This window comes from Hyphomicrobium sp. (assembly GCF_003987855.1).
Taxonomy (GTDB): domain Bacteria; phylum Pseudomonadota; class Alphaproteobacteria; order Rhizobiales; family Hyphomicrobiaceae; genus Hyphomicrobium_B.
Genome location: NZ_RXIZ01000015.1, coordinates 316,943 through 336,020 on the forward strand (window position 1 = coordinate 316,943; position 19,078 = coordinate 336,020).

General features: G+C 60.6%; 17 protein-coding genes. 8 read left to right on the forward strand and 9 right to left on the reverse strand.

Annotated elements, in window-relative coordinates; all coding sequences use genetic code 11:
* The first annotated feature begins 4 nt into the window (after positions 1-4).
* The 6 genes from EKK30_RS14455 to EKK30_RS14480 all read left to right on the forward strand — a co-directional run bounded on the left by EKK30_RS14455 (position 5) and on the right by EKK30_RS14480 (position 5,379).
* Positions 5-598, forward strand: a complete 594-nt coding sequence (locus EKK30_RS14455; protein WP_290986180.1) for a riboflavin synthase — start codon at positions 5-7, stop codon at positions 596-598.
* Positions 598-1,743, forward strand: a complete 1,146-nt coding sequence (gene ribB, locus EKK30_RS14460) for a 3,4-dihydroxy-2-butanone-4-phosphate synthase (protein WP_290986181.1) — start codon at positions 598-600, stop codon at positions 1,741-1,743. Before EKK30_RS14455 ends, ribB begins: the two co-directional genes overlap by 1 nt.
* Before the next feature lie 8 nt (positions 1,744-1,751).
* On the forward strand, positions 1,752-2,255 hold the full coding sequence (ribH, locus tag EKK30_RS14465; protein ID WP_290986182.1) for a 6,7-dimethyl-8-ribityllumazine synthase: 504 nt from the start codon (positions 1,752-1,754) through the stop codon (positions 2,253-2,255).
* Positions 2,252-2,752: a transcription antitermination factor NusB gene (gene nusB / locus EKK30_RS14470; RefSeq protein ID WP_290986183.1), complete on the forward strand. Its 501-nt coding sequence runs from the start codon at positions 2,252-2,254 to the stop codon at positions 2,750-2,752. The genes ribH and nusB overlap by 4 nt, the downstream gene beginning before the upstream one ends.
* A gap of 32 nt (positions 2,753-2,784) precedes the next feature.
* Positions 2,785-3,801 carry a thiamine-phosphate kinase gene (gene thiL, locus EKK30_RS14475; RefSeq protein WP_290986184.1) on the forward strand — a complete coding sequence of 339 codons (1,017 nt, stop codon included), beginning with the start codon at positions 2,785-2,787 and terminating at the stop codon, positions 3,799-3,801.
* 219 nt (positions 3,802-4,020) lie between these two features.
* Positions 4,021-5,379, forward strand: a complete 1,359-nt coding sequence (locus EKK30_RS14480; RefSeq protein WP_290986185.1) for a L,D-transpeptidase family protein — start codon at positions 4,021-4,023, stop codon at positions 5,377-5,379.
* Positions 5,380-5,408: 29 nt separating this feature from the next.
* Here the strand turns inward: EKK30_RS14480 and EKK30_RS14485 are convergent, their stop codons facing one another.
* A complete protein-coding gene (locus EKK30_RS14485; RefSeq protein ID WP_290986186.1) occupies positions 5,409-5,888 on the reverse strand; it encodes an Lrp/AsnC family transcriptional regulator in 480 nt (159 codons plus the stop codon).
* Positions 5,889-6,026: 138 nt separating this feature from the next.
* Here EKK30_RS14485 and ald point away from each other — a divergent pair, with 138 nt between their 5' ends.
* Both ald and EKK30_RS14495 read left to right on the forward strand, forming a co-directional pair.
* Positions 6,027-7,151 carry an alanine dehydrogenase gene (ald, locus tag EKK30_RS14490; protein ID WP_290986188.1) on the forward strand — a complete coding sequence of 375 codons (1,125 nt, stop codon included), beginning with the start codon at positions 6,027-6,029 and terminating at the stop codon, positions 7,149-7,151.
* 279 nt (positions 7,152-7,430) lie between these two features.
* Positions 7,431-7,787, forward strand: a complete 357-nt coding sequence (locus EKK30_RS14495; RefSeq protein ID WP_290986189.1) for a hypothetical protein — start codon at positions 7,431-7,433, stop codon at positions 7,785-7,787.
* A gap of 113 nt (positions 7,788-7,900) precedes the next feature.
* Here EKK30_RS14495 and EKK30_RS14500 read toward each other — a convergent pair whose 3' ends face one another.
* The 8 genes from EKK30_RS14500 to EKK30_RS14535 all read right to left on the reverse strand — a co-directional run bounded on the left by EKK30_RS14500 (position 7,901) and on the right by EKK30_RS14535 (position 18,734).
* Positions 7,901-9,397, reverse strand: coding sequence for a CoA-acylating methylmalonate-semialdehyde dehydrogenase (locus EKK30_RS14500; protein WP_290986190.1), 1,497 nt, complete (start codon positions 9,395-9,397; stop codon positions 7,901-7,903).
* Between the two features lie 139 nt (positions 9,398-9,536).
* Positions 9,537-10,859: an aspartate aminotransferase family protein gene (locus EKK30_RS14505; protein ID WP_290986191.1), complete on the reverse strand. Its 1,323-nt coding sequence runs from the start codon at positions 10,857-10,859 to the stop codon at positions 9,537-9,539.
* Positions 10,860-10,904: 45 nt separating this feature from the next.
* On the reverse strand, positions 10,905-12,200 hold the full coding sequence (gabT, locus tag EKK30_RS14510) for a 4-aminobutyrate--2-oxoglutarate transaminase (protein WP_290986192.1): 1,296 nt from the start codon (positions 12,198-12,200) through the stop codon (positions 10,905-10,907).
* A gap of 81 nt (positions 12,201-12,281) precedes the next feature.
* Positions 12,282-13,736 (reverse strand): NAD-dependent succinate-semialdehyde dehydrogenase, encoded by a 1,455-nt coding sequence (locus tag EKK30_RS14515; protein ID WP_290986193.1) that lies wholly within the window; start codon positions 13,734-13,736, stop codon positions 12,282-12,284.
* A 20-nt stretch (positions 13,737-13,756) separates the two neighbouring features.
* Complete coding sequence (locus EKK30_RS14520; protein ID WP_290986195.1) at positions 13,757-15,244, reverse strand: aldehyde dehydrogenase; 1,488 nt, start codon at positions 15,242-15,244, stop codon at positions 13,757-13,759.
* 12 nt (positions 15,245-15,256) lie between these two features.
* Positions 15,257-16,603 carry a glutamine synthetase family protein gene (locus EKK30_RS14525; protein WP_290986196.1) on the reverse strand — a complete coding sequence of 449 codons (1,347 nt, stop codon included), beginning with the start codon at positions 16,601-16,603 and terminating at the stop codon, positions 15,257-15,259.
* Positions 16,600-17,352 carry a gamma-glutamyl-gamma-aminobutyrate hydrolase family protein gene (locus EKK30_RS14530; RefSeq protein ID WP_290986197.1) on the reverse strand — a complete coding sequence of 251 codons (753 nt, stop codon included), beginning with the start codon at positions 17,350-17,352 and terminating at the stop codon, positions 16,600-16,602. Before EKK30_RS14530 ends, EKK30_RS14525 begins: the two co-directional genes overlap by 4 nt.
* The gene (locus tag EKK30_RS14535; protein ID WP_290986198.1) at positions 17,349-18,734 is read right to left on the reverse strand and encodes an aspartate aminotransferase family protein; all 1,386 of its coding nucleotides are present in this window, start codon (positions 18,732-18,734) and stop codon (positions 17,349-17,351) included. Before EKK30_RS14535 ends, EKK30_RS14530 begins: the two co-directional genes overlap by 4 nt.
* Positions 18,735-19,078: the final 344 nt, after the last annotated feature.

A 19,078-nucleotide genomic window follows, 5' to 3' on the forward strand; every position in this document is an offset into this window, starting at 1 on the left:
TCGGATGTTTACCGGATTGATCACCGACGTCGGCGAGGTGGTGGATCGCTCTGCCGGCGGTTTCAAGCTCAAGACTGCTTACCGTTTGACGCCTGAGGAAACGGGTCTCTCCATCTGCTGCGATGGCGTCTGCCTAACCGCGACGGAGATCAGGCCACTCGCGACGGGGACCGAATTCAGCGTCGATGTTTCAAATGAAACGCTTGCCAAAAGCACGTTGGGCAGCTGGCATCCGGGTCGCCGCGTCAATTTGGAACGGTCCCTGCGCGTTGGCGACGAACTTGGCGGGCATATCGTCTCGGGTCACGTCGACGGCGTCGCTAAGATAATCTCGATCACCCCGGATGGCGAAAGCCGGCGCTTTCTTTTCGAAGCGCCGGAGCATCTTTCCCGCTATATAGCTCCTAAAGGTTCGGTCGCCCTTGACGGAACCTCGCTGACCGTCAACGAGGTTGCGGAATCCCGCTTTGGGGTCAATCTCATTCCGCATAGCTTGACGGTGACGACCTGGGGAGCGAAAACCCCCGGCGATCTGGTCAATCTGGAAGTGGACGTTTTCGCGCGCTACGTCGCGCGACTGATGGAGTTTCGCCCCTGATGTCGGGCCCCTCAAATCTGCCGGCCGCGCAAAGCGGTAGCGTGCTCTCGCCGATCGAAGAGATCATCGAGGAGATGGAGAATGGCCGTATCGTCATTCTCGTCGACGCCGAGGATCGCGAGAACGAAGGCGATCTCATCATTCCGGCGCAAATGGCGACGCCCGATGTTATCAACTTCATGGCAAAGCACGGTCGCGGCCTGATTTGCCTGTCGTTGACACAAGCGCGCGCCGCCGAACTCAACCTCGACTACATGGTTCGCCACAACGGTTCGCGGAACCGCACGGCCTTCACGGCTTCGATCGAAGCGCGGGAGGGCATTTCGACGGGCATATCGGCATTCGACCGCGCACGGACGATCGCGACCGCCGTCAATCCGACGAAGGGCGCTGACGATATCGTGTCGCCCGGGCATGTATTTCCGTTGATCGCGCGCGAAGGCGGCGTGCTGGTTCGTGCCGGACATACCGAGGCGTCGATCGATCTCGCCAAGCTCGCGGGCCTCAACCCCGCGGCGGTCATTTGCGAGGTGATGAACGAAGACGGCAAGATGGCCCGAATGGCGGACCTCGCTCTCTTCGCAAAGACGCACGGTCTCAAGATCGGCTCGATCGAAGACTTGATCGCCTATCGTCTTAAAAATGAGCGCATCGTAAAGCGCGTGGCGCAGACGCCGGTGCAAACGATTGCCGGCGATTTCAATCTTTTCGTGTATGATACCACGGTAGAGCCGGGCGAGCACCTTGCGCTCGTCAAAGGCGATCTTTCGCGCGGTGGTCCGGTTCTCGTCCGCGTGCATGCTGTGAACGTTCTGTCCGACGTGGTCGGCGTGGATGGCCACGGAGTTGGCACGATTGTCGAGCAGTCGATGCGCGCCGTCGAAGCAGATGGCCGCGGTGTAGTGGTTCTCATCCGCGATCTGCGGCCGAAATCGGTATCAGAATGGGTGTCCCGTCACACCGCGCCCGGTGCGATTGTCGAGCCCAGCAAAGAACGGCGCCAAGTCGAAATCGGTATCGGTTCGCAGATTCTCGCTGACCTCGGCGTCAAGGACATGGTGCTTTTGACGAGTTCGCCACAACACGTGTACGTGGGCCTCGAAGCGTTCGGGCTGCGTGTCACCGGAACCCGGAAGATCGAGTAGTCCGAACCATGGTCCAGAAAACACCAGCAGCGCCGCACGATGAGACAGGCGCACCACAACTCCGTGCGCACGTGCTATTCATCGAGGCGCGGTTCTATGAAGATATCGCCGACCTCCTGGTCGAAGGCGCGATCAACGAATGCGTCAAGCGCGGGGTGACGTTCGAGCGCGTCTCCGTTCCCGGCGCATTGGAAATTCCGCAAGTGCTGGCCGCCGCAGCCGAAGCCCGCGCTGCAGGTCGTGCAACGTTCGACGGCGCCGTAGCGATGGGATGCGTCATTCGCGGCGAAACGGGTCACTACGACATCGTTTGCAATAACGCCAATCATTGGCTGATGGACGTCGCGATGCGCCAGAACATACCCGTCGGCAACGCGATCCTGACCGTCGATACCCGCGCTCAGGCGCTCGCCCGTGCCGAAGGCGGTATCAACGGCAAAGGCGGCGACGCCGCGCGCGCCTGTCTTCGTCTCATCGAGACAAAGCGCGCCTTCTGGGGTGTGCCGGCATGACCGCCAGCAAGAAACCACGGACGGGCGAAATCACCTCGCGCACGGCTGCGCGGATCGCCGCGGTTCAGGCGCTCTACCAGATGGACATGGCCGGTACCGACGTGAATGACGTCATTGCCGAGTTCATCGAGCAGCACTTCGAAGGCGACAACCGCGATGAAACGCTGGCAACGGCCGATCGCGTCTTCTTCGCCGATATCCTGCGGGCTGTGGTGCGCCGCCAGCGAGAAATCGACCCGATGATCGATGAGCAGTTGGCAGAAGGCTGGCGACTCGTTCGCGTCGATTCCATCCTGCGGGCAATTCTTCGCGCCGGCGTCGCCGAAATCCTCGACCGCAGCGATGTTCCTGCGCGTGTGGCGATCAGCGAATATGTGAATGTCGCCCATGTCTTCTTCGATGAAGAGGAGCCGCGCGTCGTCAACGGGGTCCTCGATAAGCTCGCCCGACGCATCCGTGGCCACGAATTTGTTTCCAAGCGCGTGACGCCAACCTGACCAAGCGTCTCGAATGGAGCGTTGGACCAAGCATGCCGACGACTCCAGACCCGTCCGAGACTGACCGGATCGGCACCGAAACCGAACTCATCCAGGATTATCTCGCGCCACTGACGAACGGCGATCCAGGCGCATTTGACCTGCGCGACGACGCTGCGCTTTTGGCCCCCGCCCCCGGACAAGATCTCGTCTTCACCAGCGATCCGATCATCGCTGGCGTCCATTTCTTGCCGACCGAGAGCCCCGCGGACATCGCTTGGAAGGCGCTCGCCGTTAATGTCTCGGATCTCGCTGCGAAAGGCGCGCGGCCGATCTCCTACGTGCTTAATTTGGCGTTTCCGGAATCGCCACGTCGAGCGTGGATGGCGGCCTTCTCTGCCGGGTTGAAAGCAGCGCAAGAGAGCTTCGGGTGTCACCTCATTGGCGGCGATACGGATGTGACGCCTGGACCACTCTCGATCGGAGTGACGATCATCGGTAGCCTTCCGTCGGGAAGCTACGTCCCTCGCCAGGGTGCGCGCAAAGGTGATCATGTCTTCGTCACGGGCACCATTGGTGATGCCGCGCTTGGACTCAAAATCCGCCTGGCTCAATCTGGATTCGATGGGTTGGATGCGGAGCAACGGGACTATCTCGTCGGCCGCTATCTTCGTCCCAGTCCTCGGCTAGCGTTAGGGGATACGCTGCGGGCCCATGCGTCTGCCGCCCTCGATGTTTCGGACGGTTTGCTCAAAGATCTGAAGCGTCTCGCAGGTCCACTCGGCGTGTTGCTGAGTTTTGATCGGGTCCCTCTCTCGGACGCCGCTGCCGCGGCCATCGCCAGCGATCCAAGCCTTTTTGAGCGCATCCTGTGCGGGGGCGACGATTACGAGTTACTGATCGCCGTGCCACCTGCTTTGATCGGCCATTTTCGGCGCGGGGCTGCATCTGCGGGGGTGGCGGTCACCGATCTCGGAATCCTGGAGGAAAACATCCCAGTGCATGTGCTCGCGTCGGATGGAACCCCAATGGACGTTAGCCTGTTCGGCTATGACCATTTCTCGCGATAGCTCGGCGCCCGGTTTGCAACATTGGGGCTGGTGTTTGCAGGGGATCGCAACGGAAAAGGATCAGTCCATCGTCACTGTTTGGCCATATGCGTGATGACAGTAAGTGGCTGAAAAGGCACGCCGCTGCCCACATGCGGTGCGATGCGGTAACGTTTGAAGCCCTGTTCCTATATATGGCAGGCGAGTGCGCGTAATTTCCGAGAGGGCCAAGCAGGCGGGATGAGGGATCAGATTTCGACAACGCGGTCTGGAACATCGCTATCCAGGATTGCCGCGCTCGCACTGTTCGTTGCGATTTTCCAGATGCTCCCGCAGTTCGCGCCACAGAGCCGGGCCCAAAGTCTTTGGGATGCGTTGCAGAACTCCTATGGCTCGGGTACCGCCACCAACTCTGCGCCCATCGAGCGCAAACCGGACCAGCTCGACGATCTTCGCCCCGATTCCACGCCATGGCGCAGCGATGTGATGCTGAACGCCTTATCGGCAGCGATCGAGCGGTACCAGAAGATCGTTGATGCCGGCGGATGGCCGCTCGTTCCGCAAGGCCGCATGATGCGCGAAGGCGACGAAGACGAACGCGTGCCGATCCTCAGGAAGCGCCTGAGGATCACTGGCGACTTGTCGGCGAAGAGCTCCTATTACGACTCCCAAACGTTCGATTCCGAGTTGACGGAAGCTGTGAAGCACTTCCAGCGGCGCAATGGCCTACGTGAAACGGGGCGGATCGAACGTTCGGTCTATCCAGTGCTGAACTTCACCGCTGCGCAGCGACTTGCGCAGCTGAAGCTCAACTATGATCGCCTCAAAGGCATGATGCAGAACGTCGAGGAACGGTATGTGCTCGTCAACGTCCCGGCATTTCAGGTCGAGGCGGTCGACAAGTTCGAGGTGCAGCTGCGTTTTCGCGTGATCGTCGGCCGTCCCGAGCGGCAAACGCCGGAAGTCGTGGCCATGATCCGCAACATCAACTTCTATCCATATTGGCGCGTGCCGGAGAGTGTCGCGACGTTGGACCTCATTCCGCGTCTGAGGAAAGAACCGGGGTACCTCGCCGACGAAGGAATCCGTGTTTACACCGCGAGCGGGCAGGAACTAGATCCCAAGGTCGTCGATTGGTCGTCGCCTCAAGCCACCACCTACCGCTTCAAGCAGGACCCGGGCGGCAAGAACGCGCTCGGTCTGGTGCGCTTGGATATGTCGAACCAGTACGGCGTCTACATGCACGACACGCCGATGAAGAACCTGTTTGACCAGCGCAGTCGTCCGTTCAGCGCGGGCTGTGTGCGCGTCCAGAATGTCTTCGATCTCGCCGACTGGATTGCGCATTACGAACCCGGCTGGGAGCAGCCCGGCCGCGTGCGCCAGCAGCTCGCGACCGGCCAGCCGATGGAATTGAAGCTGACGCGCCCGGTGCCGGTTCACTTCGTCTACATCACCGCTTGGGCTGAGCCCTCGACGGGCGAGGTTCAGTTCCGCCAGGACATCTACGGCCGCGACGGATCGGCGTTGCAGGGTGGCTACGAGCGGGATCAGGATGATGCGCCGCCTGCCGCGTCCGCTGCAGCACTGGCTCCCTGACGGCGCATCTGCGCTTCGAAGGGGACGCGCTATTTGAGCAGGCTCGAAGCTGGCAACGACCGGCTCGCAACCTCACGTAGGACGAAACTCGAATGCAGGCGTGAGACGCCGGGCAGGCGTGATAGCTGCTCCTTGTGAATACGTTCGAAGTCAGCGAGATCGCGGGCGAGCACCGTGATGAGGTAGTCGTCCTGGCCCGACATCATGTAGCAAGAGAGGATAGACGGTGCTGCCGCGGCCGCCTTTTCGAACGCGGCCAGCAACTCCTCGTTCTGGCTCTCCAGGCTGATCTGGACGATGGCCATCATCGTCAGCCCTAGGGCCTTGCGGTTGATCCGCGCTTGATAGCCGTCGATCACGCCCGCCTGCTCGAGCGCTCGAATCCGCCGCGCAATTGCCGTGGGCGACAGCGGGACCCGCTCCGCGAGATCGACCTGGCTTTGACGGCCATCAATAAGCAACGCGGCGAGGATGGCCTTATCCAGCGCGTCGAGAGATACTTCCGCCATTTTTCTGCGCCAAATTGAAATATAGCAAAGATAATCTGCGAAAAGGCGGTGATTTGCAACCTAATTTGCCGAGTAACTCAGCCGCCCCTGTGACAACCTACACCGTAGAAGATCGGAGCTGCTTTACAGGAGCGGATCATGCGCATCGGTGTTCCCACGGAAATTAAGAGTGACGAATTCCGCGTCGGCCTGGTCCCAGGCTCGGTGCGCGAGTTGGCTGCGCGCGGCCATGAGGTGATCGTTCAGTCCGGGGCGGGCGCAGGCATCTTCGCTGATGACGCCGCGTACGAGAAAGCTGGCGCTCGCATCGTCAAGACCGCCGAAGACGTCTTCGGCGAAGCCCAGATGATCGTGAAGGTGAAGGAACCGCAGCAGGTCGAATGGAAGCGGCTGAAATCGGATCAGATCCTTTTCACCTATCTTCATCTCGCTCCGGATGCACCGCAGGCCATCGGCTTGATGGAGTCTGGCGTCGCGGCAATTGCCTACGAAACCGTGACCGATGCGAATGGCGGCTTGCCGCTCCTTGCGCCAATGAGCGAAGTCGCCGGGCGTCTTTCGATTGAAGCCGCTGCCGTAGCGCTGCGCCGCCCAACCGGCGGCCGCGGCGTCCTAATGGGCGGCGTTCCGGGCGTGAGGCCCGCAAAGGTTGTTGTACTCGGCGGCGGGGTCGTCGGTACGCATGCAGCACGGATGGCGGCCGGTCTCGGCGCCGAGGTCTCGATCATCGATCGGTCGCTTCCGCGTCTGCGCCAGCTCGACGAGCTGTTCGAAGGCCGAGTTCGCACGCTCGCCTCCACGATGGATACGATCGAGAACGAGGTTCTTGCGGCAGACGTCGTCGTTGGTGCGGTGCTGGTTGCCGGGGCGAGCGCACCCAAGCTCGTCACGCGCGCAATGTTGAAGGACATGAAGAAGGGAGCTGTGCTCGTCGACGTGTCGATCGATCAGGGCGGCTGCTTCGAAACGTCGAAGCCCACGACGCACGCGCATCCGACCTTCGAAGTCGATGGCGTCATTCACTACTGCGTAGCGAACATGCCCGGCGCTGTCCCTGTCACGTCGGCGCAAGCACTCAATAACGCAACGCTGCCATTCGTCCTGAAGCTTGCGGATAAGGGTCTTGCAGCCTTCGATCGCGATCCCCATCTCGCAGCAGGCTTGAACGTAAAGGGCGGTCGCATCACTCACGCCGCCGTCGCAGCGTCGCTCGGATTTGATAGCCTCGAAGGCAGCAAAAACGCGCGCATCGCCGCCGAGTGAAGTCTACGAACCCCCGTGCCGCTGGATCCCTCACCGGCGGCCATCCAGCCGGTCGCTCTAAGTCCCCCCGGAGCGACCGGCTTTCTTATTTTAAATGCGTGATAAGCGTTCGTGTTCTAGCGCCGGCGATGGCGGCGGATCGCCTTCGAAATGACGCGAAGCCGATGCAACCTCGCTTCAACGAATCATCAGCAATCATGATCGTTTTCGGGTAAGCGACGGATTGAATCCGTCGACCGCGTTTCGCGGATAGGCACACCGTTTCTGTGGGAACGTACGATGACGAAATCGAAAAAATTCATTGCTTCGACACTTGTCGCAGCGACGCTCACCGCAACCTTTGCGGCAACCGAGCAAGCGGCAGCGACACCATTCAGCGCCAGCGTTCCGGTCGTCTCTCATAATGCCGGACCCGCAACCCAGGTTGGCTGGCGGCATGGTGGATGGGGTTGGGGTCCGGGCGCGCTCGTCGGCGGCATTATCGGAGGCGCTATCATCGCGGCGGCCATTTCCGAGCACCGCGCCGCCCCGCGCGATATGGATCGCTGCGCGCGCGACTTCCCGGACTTCAGCTATCGCACCGGCACGTATATCGACGGCCGCGGTGTCGAGCGGGTCTGCCCCTATCTTCGCTAGACGTCGAGTAACTAGATAATCGAACGGCGCCGGATCGTGAGATCCAGGCGCCGTTTTTGCGATCATCCCAAGCATAGCCGATCTAAGGGCGGCCAATCCCTCTGCCTGCGCTGCTACTTCAGGCTGGGGAAGTTGAATTCCGCGCCCTTGCGAATGCCGGCGGGCCACCTTGCCGTTACCGTCTTCAAACGCGTGTAGAAGTGCACGCCCTCCGGCCCGTAGATGGCATGGTCGCCGAATATCGATCGCTTCCATCCGCCGAACGAATGGTAGGCGACGGGAACAGGAAGCGGCACGTTGATGCCAACCATGCCGACCTCGATCCTATCGGCAAAGGCGCGCGCGGTATCGCCGTCGCGCGTGAAGATTGCGGTACCGTTGCCGTACTCGTGCGTGTTGATGAGATCGGCGGCCTCGTCGTAGTTTTTCGCGCGAACGACCGAGAGCACCGGCCCAAAGATTTCTTCGCGATAGATCGTCATGTCCCGCGTGACGTGATCGAACAGCGTGCCGCCGAGGAAATACCCATTCTCGTAGCCCTGGAGCGTTAGCCCGCGACCATCGACGACAATCTTCGCGCCTTCCGCGACACCCTTGTCGATCAATGCTGTGATCTTTCGCTTCGCATCGGCGGTTACGACCGGACCCATCTCGGACTCTGGGTCCGTCGCCGGGCCAACCTTAAGCGAGCGAACGCGCGGCGCGAGTGCCTCGACAAGCTTGTCGGCAGTCTTATCGCCTACCGGCACCGCGACGGAGATCGCCATGCAGCGTTCACCGGCGGAGCCATAGCCGGCTCCCATCAATGCATCGACCGCCTGATCCATGTCGGCATCCGGCATGACGATCATGTGATTCTTCGCGCCGCCGAGCGCCTGCACGCGCTTTCCGTTCGCCGAACCGCGAGCGTAGATATATTGCGCGACGGGCGTCGATCCCACGAAGGACACGGCAGAGATATCGGGATGGTCGAGAATGGCGTCGACGATCGTTTTGTCGCCGTGGACGATGTTGAAAACGCCGGCTGGAAGACCCGCCTGCTGAAACAGTTCCCAGATCAGCATCGGCGCCGACGGATCGCGCTCGGAAGGCTTCAGAATGAAGGTATTTCCGCATGCGATGGCGACGGGAAACATCCACATCGGCACCATGGCCGGGAAGTTGAACGGTGTGATGCCTGCCACGACACCGAGCGGCTGTCTGTCCGACCAGCTGTCGATATCCGGACCGACATTGCGGCTGAACTCGCCCTTGAGAAGGTGCGGAATTCCGCAGGCGAAATCGACGACATCGATGCCGCGCGCCAGTTCCCCAAGCGCGTCGGCGTGTGTCTTGCCATGTTCGCGCGAGATTGCACGCGCGATTTCGTCGGCGTTCTTCTCCAGCAGTTCTTTGAACTTGAAGAGTGGCCGCACCCGCTTCATCGGGGGCGTCGTGCCCCATGAAAGGGCAGCCTTCTTTGCAGCCGCGACCGCGGCATTGAGGTCCTCGACGCTGGAGAGCGGCAGCCGAGCTACCTCCTCGCCCGTCGCCGGATTGAAGACAGCCTGCGTGCGCGCGGCATGAACCGCAGCGCGGCGGCCGTCAATGGCGTTTTCGATCATGTGCATTGGAAGGTGTCTCTCATTTCGATCGCGTTTCCCTCTCTGCTCTGAAGAGGGTCTGGGTGAGGGATGCGTTCATTCGGCCAAACAGCTCCCTCGCCGGGTCAGGCGCACCTATTTCTCCCCAGGGGGAGGAGGGCGGATTTCAACTCGCCGTCTTCAGCACTTTGGTGAAGGTGTCGAACAGCTCGTCAATCTGCGCCTTAGAGATGATGAGCGGCGGCGAGAGCGCAATGATGTCGCCCGTCTGGCGAACGAGGATGCCATCCTCGAACGCCTTGACGAAGCGCTCATAGGCACGCTTTCCTGGTTGCGCCGGATCCGGGTTGAACTCGATGGCTCCGATAAGCCCGATGTTGCGCACATCGATGACGTGGGGCAGGTCCTTCAAGGCATGAACGCGCTCTTCCCAATAGGGAGCAAGCTCGGTAGCCCGCGTCAGCAGACCTTCTTCCGCGTAGGTGTCGAGTGTTCCGATAGCCGCCGCGGCCGCAACGGGATGTCCCGAGTACGTGTAGCCGTGGAAGAAATCGATCATCCACTCCGGTCCGTTCATGAACGCGTCGTGGATGTGGGATTTCACGAACACGGCGCCCATCGGAATGGTGCCGTTGGTGACCCCCTTGGCTGTGGTGATGATGTCGGGTGAAATCCCAAAGTAGTCGGAACCGAACGGCATGCCGAGACGGCCGAAGGCCGTGATGACTTCGTCTGCGATCAGCAGGATGTCGTGCTTCTTGGCGATCGCTTGCAGGCGCTTCAAATAGCCCTTCGGCGGGATGAGCACGCCCGTGGAGCAAGCGACGGGCTCGACGATAACCGCGGCGATCGTCGAAGCGTCATGCAGCGCGACGAGGCGTTCTAGGTCGTCGGCCAGCTCAGCGCCATGCTCAGGCTCGCCGCGCGTGAAGGCGTTCTTGGAAAGATCGTGCGTATGGCGGATATGGTCAACGCCGGCGACTAGAGCCCCGAACATCTTTCGGTTCGGAGCGATGCCGCCAACCGACATGCCGCCGAAGTTGACGCCGTGGTACCCCCGCTCGCGTCCGATCAAACGGACCTTCGTAGCGTTCCCCTTCGCGCGGTGATACGCCAGCGCCATTTTGAGCGCCGTCTCAACCGACTCAGAACCTGAGTTGGTGAAAAACACGTGGTTGAACCCTTCAGGCGCAATCGCCGTCAAGCGGCTTGCGGCTTCGAAGGCGCGCGTATGACCCATCTGGAACGTGCCGGCGAAATCGAGCGTCTCGACCTGCTGCTTGATTGCCTCTGCGATTTTGGGACGGCAGTGACCAGCGTTGACGCACCAAAGTCCCGACGTGCCATCGAGCACCTTGCGACCATCATTCGTGACGTAATGCATGTCCTTGGCGCCGACGAAGAGCCGAGGGTTGGCCTTGAACTGCTTGTTTGCGGTAAACGGCATCCAAAAGGATGCAAGGTCATTGGGTTTGATCTGTACGTTCATTGGGCTGGTCCCTTCGAGCCGTCCCGGACTGGCCGGGACCAATGATTAAGCTGCCTTCGCGACGGCGTCCGTCAGTGCTGCTTCGAAAACATCCATGCCTTCACGAACGAGGTCATCGCTCGCTGTCAGGGGCACCAGGAAACGGATGACGTTGCCATAGGTGCCGCAAGACAGCAGAATGAGGCCGCGGTCGCTTGCAGATTTGAGAAGCGCGGCGGTCAGTTCCGGAGCGGGTTCGCCGCTGGCCTTGTCTTTCACCAGCTCGACCGCGCACATGGCGCCCAGACCGCGCACATCCCCGATACAATTGAGGTTCGAATTGTTCTGAAGCGCCGAGCAGCGATCCATGATGATTTTGCCGATGGCGTTGGCGCGATCGCACAGTTTCTCTTCCGCGATCACGTCGAGAACGGCGTGCGCGGACGCACAGGCGAGGGGATTGCCCGCGTACGTGCCACCTAGCCCGCCCGGGTTCGAGGCATCCATTACATCGGCTCGTCCGACGATCGCCGACAAAGGCAGACCGCCAGCCAAGCCTTTCGCCATCGTGACCACGTCGGCCTTCACGCCGTAGTGCTCCATCGCGAACATTTTGCCTGTGCGTGCGAATCCGGTCTGGATCTCGTCGGCGATGAGCAGAATTCCATGATCGTCGCAAAGGCTGCGCAGCGCGACCATGAAGTCCTTCGGCACGATGTTGAAGCCGCCTTCGCCCTGCACCGGCTCAATGATGATCCCGGCAATACTTGAAGGATCTGCCGTATGCTTGAAGAGCGACTTCAGGCTCTTGATGCTCTGCTCGCTGCTTCCTCCGTGATAGAGGTTCGGGAATTCGACATTGTAGACGTCGGCAGGGAAGGGGCCGTAGCCCTTCTTGTAGGGCACGACCTTACCCGTCAGGGCCATGCCCATGAGGGTGCGTCCGTGAAAGCCGCCCGCGAACGAAATGATGCCGGATCGTCCTGTGAACGCGCGGGCCACCTTGACCGCGTTCTCGACGGCTTCAGCACCCGTGGACGCCAGCATCGTCTTGGCCGGTCCGGGCACGGGGGCGACAGCGTTAAGTCTCTCGGCGAGGCTTACGTAGTTCTCATAAGGGGTCACCTGGAAGCAGACGTGGCTGAATGATTTCAGCTGATCTTCCACCGCCTTTACCAGCCGCGGATGCTGGTGCCCGGTATTGACGACGGCGATGCCAGCGCCGAAGTCGATGTAGCGCTTTCCGTCCTCACTCCAGATTTCGGCGTTCTTCGCGGTTTTGGCGAAGATTTGAGTCACGTTGCCAACGCCCCTCGGAACGGCGGCGACGCGGCGGGCCTGGAGCTCGGCTGAGGTAGCCATGGGAATCCTTCGTGGTTCGAATGCGAGGATCGAAGCGCGTCGGCGGAGCAATAATTCAAATGCTCCGCCGAAACTTGACTGCTAGGCGTTGATGCCGCCAAGGCAGATCATTTTTGTTTCGAGATATTCGTTAAGGCCTTCGTCGGCGCCCTCGCGGCCGAGGCCGGACTGCTTGATGCCTCCGAAGGGCGCAACCTCATTCGAGAACACGCCCTCGTTTACGCCGACCATGCCAGCTTCCAGCGCTTCCGCCACGCGCCAGGCGCGCGAGACATTCTGACTGAATAGGTAGGCGGCGAGACCGAACGGTGTGCTGTTGGCGATGCGGATCGCATCGGCCTCCGTTTCAAATCGAATGAGGGACGCGACCGGACCGAAGATCTCCTCATTGGCGATCGTCATTTCGGTCGTGACACCGGTGACGACTGTCGGCTGGAAGAAAAGCGGCCCATGGCTGTCGGGCTGGCCACCCATTTCGACCTTTGCTCCTCCCGAAACGGCCCCCGCCAGCAGCGTCTTCACCTTGTCGATGGCTTCGGCGTTGATCAGCGGTCCGATCGTGGACTTCGCATCGCGACCGGGCGCAACCACGAGCTTGCCTGCTTCTTCTTTCAGGGCCGCAACGAACTTGTCGAAAATCCCCGCCTGAACGAGAATTCGATTGGCGCAAACGCATGTCTGCCCTGCATTGCGAAATTTCGACGCCATCGTTCCGGCGACCGCCTGCTTCAGGTCGGCGTCGTCGAAAATGATGAGCGGCGCATTACCGCCGAGTTCGAGCGTCAGCTTCTTGATCGTGTCGGCGCACTGCCGATAGAGAATCCGGCCGACTTCCGTCGAGCCGGTGAACGTCAGCTTCCGCACGCGGTCATCGGCCGTCAGCACCTTGCCGATGCCAGGACCATCGAGCGTCGTAATCACGTTGAAAACGCCGGGCGGCACGCCAGCATCCTGTGCCAGCTTCGCGAGCGCGAGCGCGCAGAGAGGCGTCTCTTCCGATGGCTTCACGACGATCGTACAGCCGGCAGCAAGCGCACAACCAACCTTGCGGGTGATCATCGCGATTGGGAAGTTCCACGGCGTGATTGCCGCGCAGACGCCGATCGGTTGCTTGATCGTTAGATAACGACGCGAAGCGATCGTCGTCGGAATCGTATGGCCGTAAGCGCGCTTTCCTTCTTCCGCGAACCACTCGATGAACGAGGCGCCGTAACCAACCTCGCCGCGAGATTCCGTCAGCGGCTTGCCCTGTTCGGCCGTCATGAGCTGGGCGAGAGGTTCGGTCTCAGCAACGATGAGTTCGAACCACTTCCGCAGGATCTGCGCGCGTTCTTTGGCCGGCTTAGCCGCCCATGCGGGAAAGGCCTTATGCGCCGCATCGATGGCGCGCTTGGCGTCCTCAGGCGTCAGATCCGGAACATCGACAAGCTTTTCGCCCGTCGCCGGATCGAGAACAGGAAAGGTCTTTTTCGAAGTCACCCATTCGCCGTCGATGAAGGCGGCTGAGGGAAAGGGAGTTGATGGCTTGACGTTCATTTCACTGTCTCCGGGGGGCGTCAGAGTGTGATTGAGACCGACTTTAAGTCGGCATACTTATGTAGTGCGTGCAGCGAGCGATCGCGACCGAAGCCGGACTGCTTGAAGCCGCCGAACGGCATCGTGATGTCGCAGCTGTCCCAGCCGTTGATCCAGACGAGCCCGGCACGGATCTCGCGGGCGGCGCGGTGGGCGAGGGTAATGTCTTTCGTCCAAAGTCCCGCCGCTAGACCGTAGTTGCTGTCATTGGCGATACGGATGGCGTCATCCGCTTCCTTGAAGCGCGTAATCGCCAGCACCGGCCCAAAGACTTCCTCTCGCGCCAGCGTGTTCTCGGGCGTCACGCTATCGAAGACGGTGGGCTCAACGTAAAAGCCGCCACTCTCCGCGCGCGTGCGGTTGCCGCCGAGTGCCAATGAACCGCCCTCGCGTTTCGCTGTCTCGATATAGCGTAGCGCAGTCTTCATCTGTTCTTCGCTGACCATAGCGCCCGATGTCGTCGTCGGCTCGAGTGGATCGCCGGCAACGATTTTTCGGGCAACCGTTATGAGCCGATTGGTGAAATCATCGGCTATCGCGTCTTGTACGAGGAGACGAGATCCGGCAGTGCATACCTGCCCTGAATTATAAAATATCCCCCACGCCGCTTCCGTCGCGGCGCGATCGAGATCCGGGCAGTCCGCGAATACGATGTGTGGGGACTTTCCGCCGAGCTCAAGGCTGACGCGCTTCAAGTTGCTCTGTCCCGAATACTGCATGAGCAGCTTTCCGACGGCCCCCGAGCCGGTGAAAGCGATCATGTCGACATCATTGTGCAGCGCGAGCGCCTTGCCGGCCTCTGCGCCGAACCCCGGGACGACGTTCAGAACCCCGGCCGGCAGACCGGCTTCGAGAGCCAATTCACCAAGTTTGAGGGCCGTGAGCGGTGATTGTTCCGCCGGCTTCAGCACGACGGAATTACCCATCGCCAAGGCCGGAGCAACCTTCCACATCGCCATGTGCAGCGGGAAATTCCACGGTACGATTGCGCCGATGACACCTAGCGGATCGTGAAGCACGAATGAGAAGCGATCCGGAGCCTCCGGCGCAACCTCGCCGTAAATCTTGTCGAGCGCTTCGGCGTAATACCGAAGCGTCCGAATTGCGTTCGGAACATCGCCACCGAGCGCATTGGAAATAGGTTTGCCGACATCAAGGCTTTCCAGAACCGCTAACGTTTCGATGTCGCGTTCCATCAGCTCGGCGAGCTTGAAAAGGATGCGCTTTTTCTCGCGATAGTGCAGCTTGCGCCACGCCCCGTCCTCGAACGCGCGACGCGCGCTTTTCACGGCGAGGTCGACGTCCTCCGGTCCGCACTGCGCGACATGATTGAGCACGCGCCCGTTGCGCGGGGTGACATTGGCAAAAGTTTTTCCCGAGACGCTGCCGACCAATTTGCCGTCGATCACCGCCTCGCCCGGAAGCTTGATTGATCCGGCGACGGCTTCAAAGTGGGCGAGCGATGTCATGATGGTGAAATCCTATGCAACCTGAGCGTACCACTCGTAATCGAGCGAGGTAACGATGCGTTCGAAGCTGATCCGCTCCGTTTCCTTCAAGCGATAGTAGATGTCCTGGAAGGTTGCGCCGAAAGCGTCGCGCACAATGTCCGAGGAACGGAATCGGCTGAGCGCGTTGACCCACGACGTCGGCAATGTGGGCCCGTCGAGCTCTTCGGCGTTGCCTTCCGCATGTTGGCCCGGATCGATACGGTTGATGAGCCCGTGCCGCACTCCACCCAAGATCGCTGCGATAACGAGGAACGGGTTGGCATCGGCACCCGAGACGCGATGCTCGATACGTGTGGCTGGTCCTGAGCAGCACGGCACGCGCAGCGCTACGGTCCGATTGTTGAATCCCCAATGCGCCGCCATCGGCACATAGGATTCCGGTACATAGCGGCGATACGCGTTCGCCGATTGCGCCCAAACGGCCATGAAATCCGGCATGGATGCCTGCAGGCCGCCAATGGCGTGCCGGAACATGGGCGCCATCGGATCGCCCGCAAAGAGATTGTTTCCTTGCGGATCGATGAGGCTCACGTGAATGTGCATGCCCGAACCGGTCCAATCATGGTGCGGCTTTGCCATGAATGTCGCTTCGAGATCGTGGGCGCGGGCTGCGGCCTTCACAGCGCGCTTCAGCAGGACGCCATCGAGCGCTGCCGTCATAGCTTCGCTGTGCTTTAGGTTGATCTCGAACTGACCGGGCCCCGATTCCTGCATCACGGCGTCGACAGGGAGGCCCTGCGCATCGGCAATGCGATAGACATCGTCGATGAAGGGGCCGAGCGAATCCATCTCCTCGAAACCGAACGTCATTGGACGTTCCGGATCAGCAGACAGCCCAGGCGGCGTCACCAGACTGAAATTTCCGTCCGGCATCCGTCGTGTGACATAAAATTCAAGTTCGACGGCGACGATCGGCTTCTGGCCCGCTTGTGCGAGACGATCGACCTGTGTCGCGAGCACCGCCCGCGGATCCATATCGCAGGCATCGACCGGAACCATCACGCCTTGCGCGTGCGTTCGGTTGCCGACGGGCACGGGCCTTAATGTGCCGGAGAGCACTCGGAACGGAATATCGTGGTCGCCAGTCTCCCAGAGACGTCCTGTCTCTGCGATAGAGTTTCCGCGCGGATCGAGAACGTAGACAGATGCTGGGAGCAAAAGTCCATTCTTCGCCGCGCCAAGAAGGTCACCCCTGCGCATCCGCTTTCCACGCGGCATGCCGTTCATATCGAACAGCAGGATGTCGATCCATGAAACGGTTGGATTGGCGTCGAGGAATTCAGAGGCTTCTTCAACTGTCAGAAAATTATCGGTCATGCGGCCTGGCCTTTTGCGATCATACCTCTTGCGGCGTCACCGAAGCGGCGGAACAGCGCCAGGGATGCTGGGTTGGAACGGAGCTGCCACTCGGGATGCCACTGCACGCCAAGTGAGAACGGATTGCCGGCGGCGACGCGGGCGGCTTCGACCAAGCCGTCCTCCGCGAACGCCTCGGCGACGAGAGGTTTGGCGAGATCTCGTATCCCCTGCCCATGAAGGGAATTGACGATGATCCGATCCTGGCCGAGCCATGTCTTGAGTTCTCCGGTCAGCGTGACCGGATGGCGCGGCGCAAACATCACGTCGAAATCGGTGACCTTCGGCTCGCGATGGTCGGCGAAGCCCTCGACGGTATGAACGGCCTGATGGAGCGAGCCGCCAAGCGCGACGTTGAGTTCCTGAAAGCCCCGGCAGATAGCCATGATCGGAACCTTGCGCTCCACCGCCGCGCGGATGAGCGGCAGTGTCACGGCATCGCGATCGCGGTCGATCGCCTCAGGCAAAACCGGCTCCTCCAGCCCATAGTTTTCAGGATGGACGTTGGAGATAGCGCCTGTCAGCAAGATGCCCGACGCGATGGCGAGCACCGACCCGATATCGGAAAGTCCCTTCCCGACAGGAAGAAGGAGCGGCTGACATTCGCTGCCCTCGGCTACGGCGGCGCAGTACTTCCGCCCCACCGTATCCGAGATCAAGCCGCTGACGGTTTCCGTGCTGCAAGGAATTACGACGACTGGCCGGCTCATGCAGCCATCTCTCCTTGAACGGCCGAAAGCGTCATATCGAGCGCCTTTTGAATCACGCGTCCTGCCTCTTCGAACTGTTCTTCCGTCCAGATCAACGGCGGTGCGCACACCATCGTGTCGTAGACGGCACGCATGATGAAGCCTTCGCGGAAGAAGTGATCGCGGCAGATGAGGCCCACTCGGCCGGGGTTGTCGAAGCGGCGGCGTGTTCTCCTATCGGCGACGAGTTCGATGGCGCCCAGCATGCCAATCGTGCGGACTTCGCCGACGAGCGGATGATCCTTGAAGCGCGCAAAGAGCTTCGCAAGCGCCGGTCCGGTGGTCTCTTTGACCTTCGGCACGAGCCGCTCGCGCTCCATGATCTCCAAGTTTTTCAGAGCCACTGCGCACGCCACCGGATGGCCCGAGAACGTGTATCCGTGGTTGAAGTCATCGTCCTTCGCCATCAGCGCTTCAACGATCTTGTCGTCGACGAGCACGCCGGATAGCGGGATATATCCTGACGTCGCTGCCTTGGCGAATGTGATTAGATTTGGCCGGATTCCGTAGAATTCCGAAGCAAACCACGTGCCCACGCGGCCGAAACCGGTGATGACTTCATCAGCGAGCAGCAGGATGCCGTACTTGTCGACGATGCGCTGAACTTCGGGCCAGTAAGTGGAGGGCGCGATCTTGACGCCACCTGCGCCCTGTACGGGTTCACCAGCGAATGCCGCGACGTTTTCGGGGCCGCAACGTAGAATTTCTTCTTCGATCGCGCGCGCGGCGCGAAGGCCGAATGCCTCGGGCGTCTCGCCGGGGAATGAGTCCCCGTACCAGTAGGGGTCCATCACATGACGGAAACCTTCGTACACGGGATAGCTATGCTGATGGACATGGCTCATGCCGCCCATTGATCCCGCAGCGATCGTCGAGCCATGATACGCGTTCTTGCGGCTGATGATGATGCGCCGCTTGGGCTCGCCTTTTAGCGTCCAGTAATGCCGAATGAGGCGGATTGCCGTGTCGTTGGATTCCGAGCCGGATGAGCCGAAAAATACCTGATTGAGATTTGCTGGAGCTATCTCGGCGAGCTTGCGTGCCAGCGCTACCACCGGCGGATGCGTCGTCTTGAAGAACGTATTGTAAAACGGCAGTTCGACCATCTGATCGTAGGCGGCTTGCGCCAGCTCTTTGTTGCCGTAGCCGATATTTGTCGTCCAAAGGCCCGCCATCCCGTCAAGGATTCGATGACCCTCGCTATCGATGACGTACGGACCTTCGCCTTTGACGATCACGCGAACGCTTCCGCTGCCGCGGAGCGATTGATGATCCGAAAACGGATGAAGATGGTGCTGTGCGTCGAGCTGCTGAATCTGCTTGGTAGGGATACGGTTGGACACGGGAAAGCCTCCAGCGAAAAAGGTAAAATTGGACGGGCCATCAGCCCGGACTTGAAAGGCTAGGAGGGTTAGTGCGGCGTGTAGCCGATGCGTGCACAGAGCTTCATAAGCTCGCGTTTTGGATGCGGGATGCTGTGCATGGCACGCGACGCCCTATGGCAGTGAGGAAAATCACTGCCTCGGTAATAGGCCGGATCCTCGATATCTACCAGCGCCATAACGGCATAATCCTCGCGGCGTTGTTCTCACCGGTAGTCCGGACCAAACACAAATATGATCGGGCATGGCTTGCATCTTGAAGCTTTAGCAGTCTAAACTCTACACCGTAGAAGTCAAGAGGCGGC

Excerpts from the sequence above, each read along its gene's own strand:
- EKK30_RS14515 (WP_290986193.1), bottom strand. The coding sequence starts at position 13,736 with ATGAACGTCAAGCCATCAACTCCCTTTCCCTCAGCCGCCTTCATCGAC.
- nusB (WP_290986183.1), top strand. The coding sequence starts at position 2,252 with ATGACCGCCAGCAAGAAACCACGGACGGGCGAAATCACCTCGCGCACG.
- EKK30_RS14530 (WP_290986197.1), bottom strand. The coding sequence starts at position 17,352 with ATGAGCCGGCCAGTCGTCGTAATTCCTTGCAGCACGGAAACCGTCAGC.
- EKK30_RS14500 (WP_290986190.1), bottom strand. The coding sequence starts at position 9,397 with ATGCACATGATCGAAAACGCCATTGACGGCCGCCGCGCTGCGGTTCAT.
- gabT (WP_290986192.1), bottom strand. The coding sequence starts at position 12,200 with ATGGCTACCTCAGCCGAGCTCCAGGCCCGCCGCGTCGCCGCCGTTCCG.
- thiL (WP_290986184.1), top strand. The coding sequence starts at position 2,785 with ATGCCGACGACTCCAGACCCGTCCGAGACTGACCGGATCGGCACCGAA.
- ald (WP_290986188.1), top strand. The coding sequence starts at position 6,027 with ATGCGCATCGGTGTTCCCACGGAAATTAAGAGTGACGAATTCCGCGTC.
- EKK30_RS14520 (WP_290986195.1), bottom strand. The coding sequence starts at position 15,244 with ATGACATCGCTCGCCCACTTTGAAGCCGTCGCCGGATCAATCAAGCTT.
- EKK30_RS14525 (WP_290986196.1), bottom strand. The coding sequence starts at position 16,603 with ATGACCGATAATTTTCTGACAGTTGAAGAAGCCTCTGAATTCCTCGAC.
- EKK30_RS14495 (WP_290986189.1), top strand. The coding sequence starts at position 7,431 with ATGACGAAATCGAAAAAATTCATTGCTTCGACACTTGTCGCAGCGACG.
- EKK30_RS14455 (WP_290986180.1), top strand. The coding sequence starts at position 5 with ATGTTTACCGGATTGATCACCGACGTCGGCGAGGTGGTGGATCGCTCT.
- ribB (WP_290986181.1), top strand. The coding sequence starts at position 598 with ATGTCGGGCCCCTCAAATCTGCCGGCCGCGCAAAGCGGTAGCGTGCTC.
- EKK30_RS14485 (WP_290986186.1), bottom strand. The coding sequence starts at position 5,888 with ATGGCGGAAGTATCTCTCGACGCGCTGGATAAGGCCATCCTCGCCGCG.
- EKK30_RS14480 (WP_290986185.1), top strand. The coding sequence starts at position 4,021 with ATGAGGGATCAGATTTCGACAACGCGGTCTGGAACATCGCTATCCAGG.
- EKK30_RS14505 (WP_290986191.1), bottom strand. The coding sequence starts at position 10,859 with ATGAACGTACAGATCAAACCCAATGACCTTGCATCCTTTTGGATGCCG.
- ribH (WP_290986182.1), top strand. The coding sequence starts at position 1,752 with ATGGTCCAGAAAACACCAGCAGCGCCGCACGATGAGACAGGCGCACCA.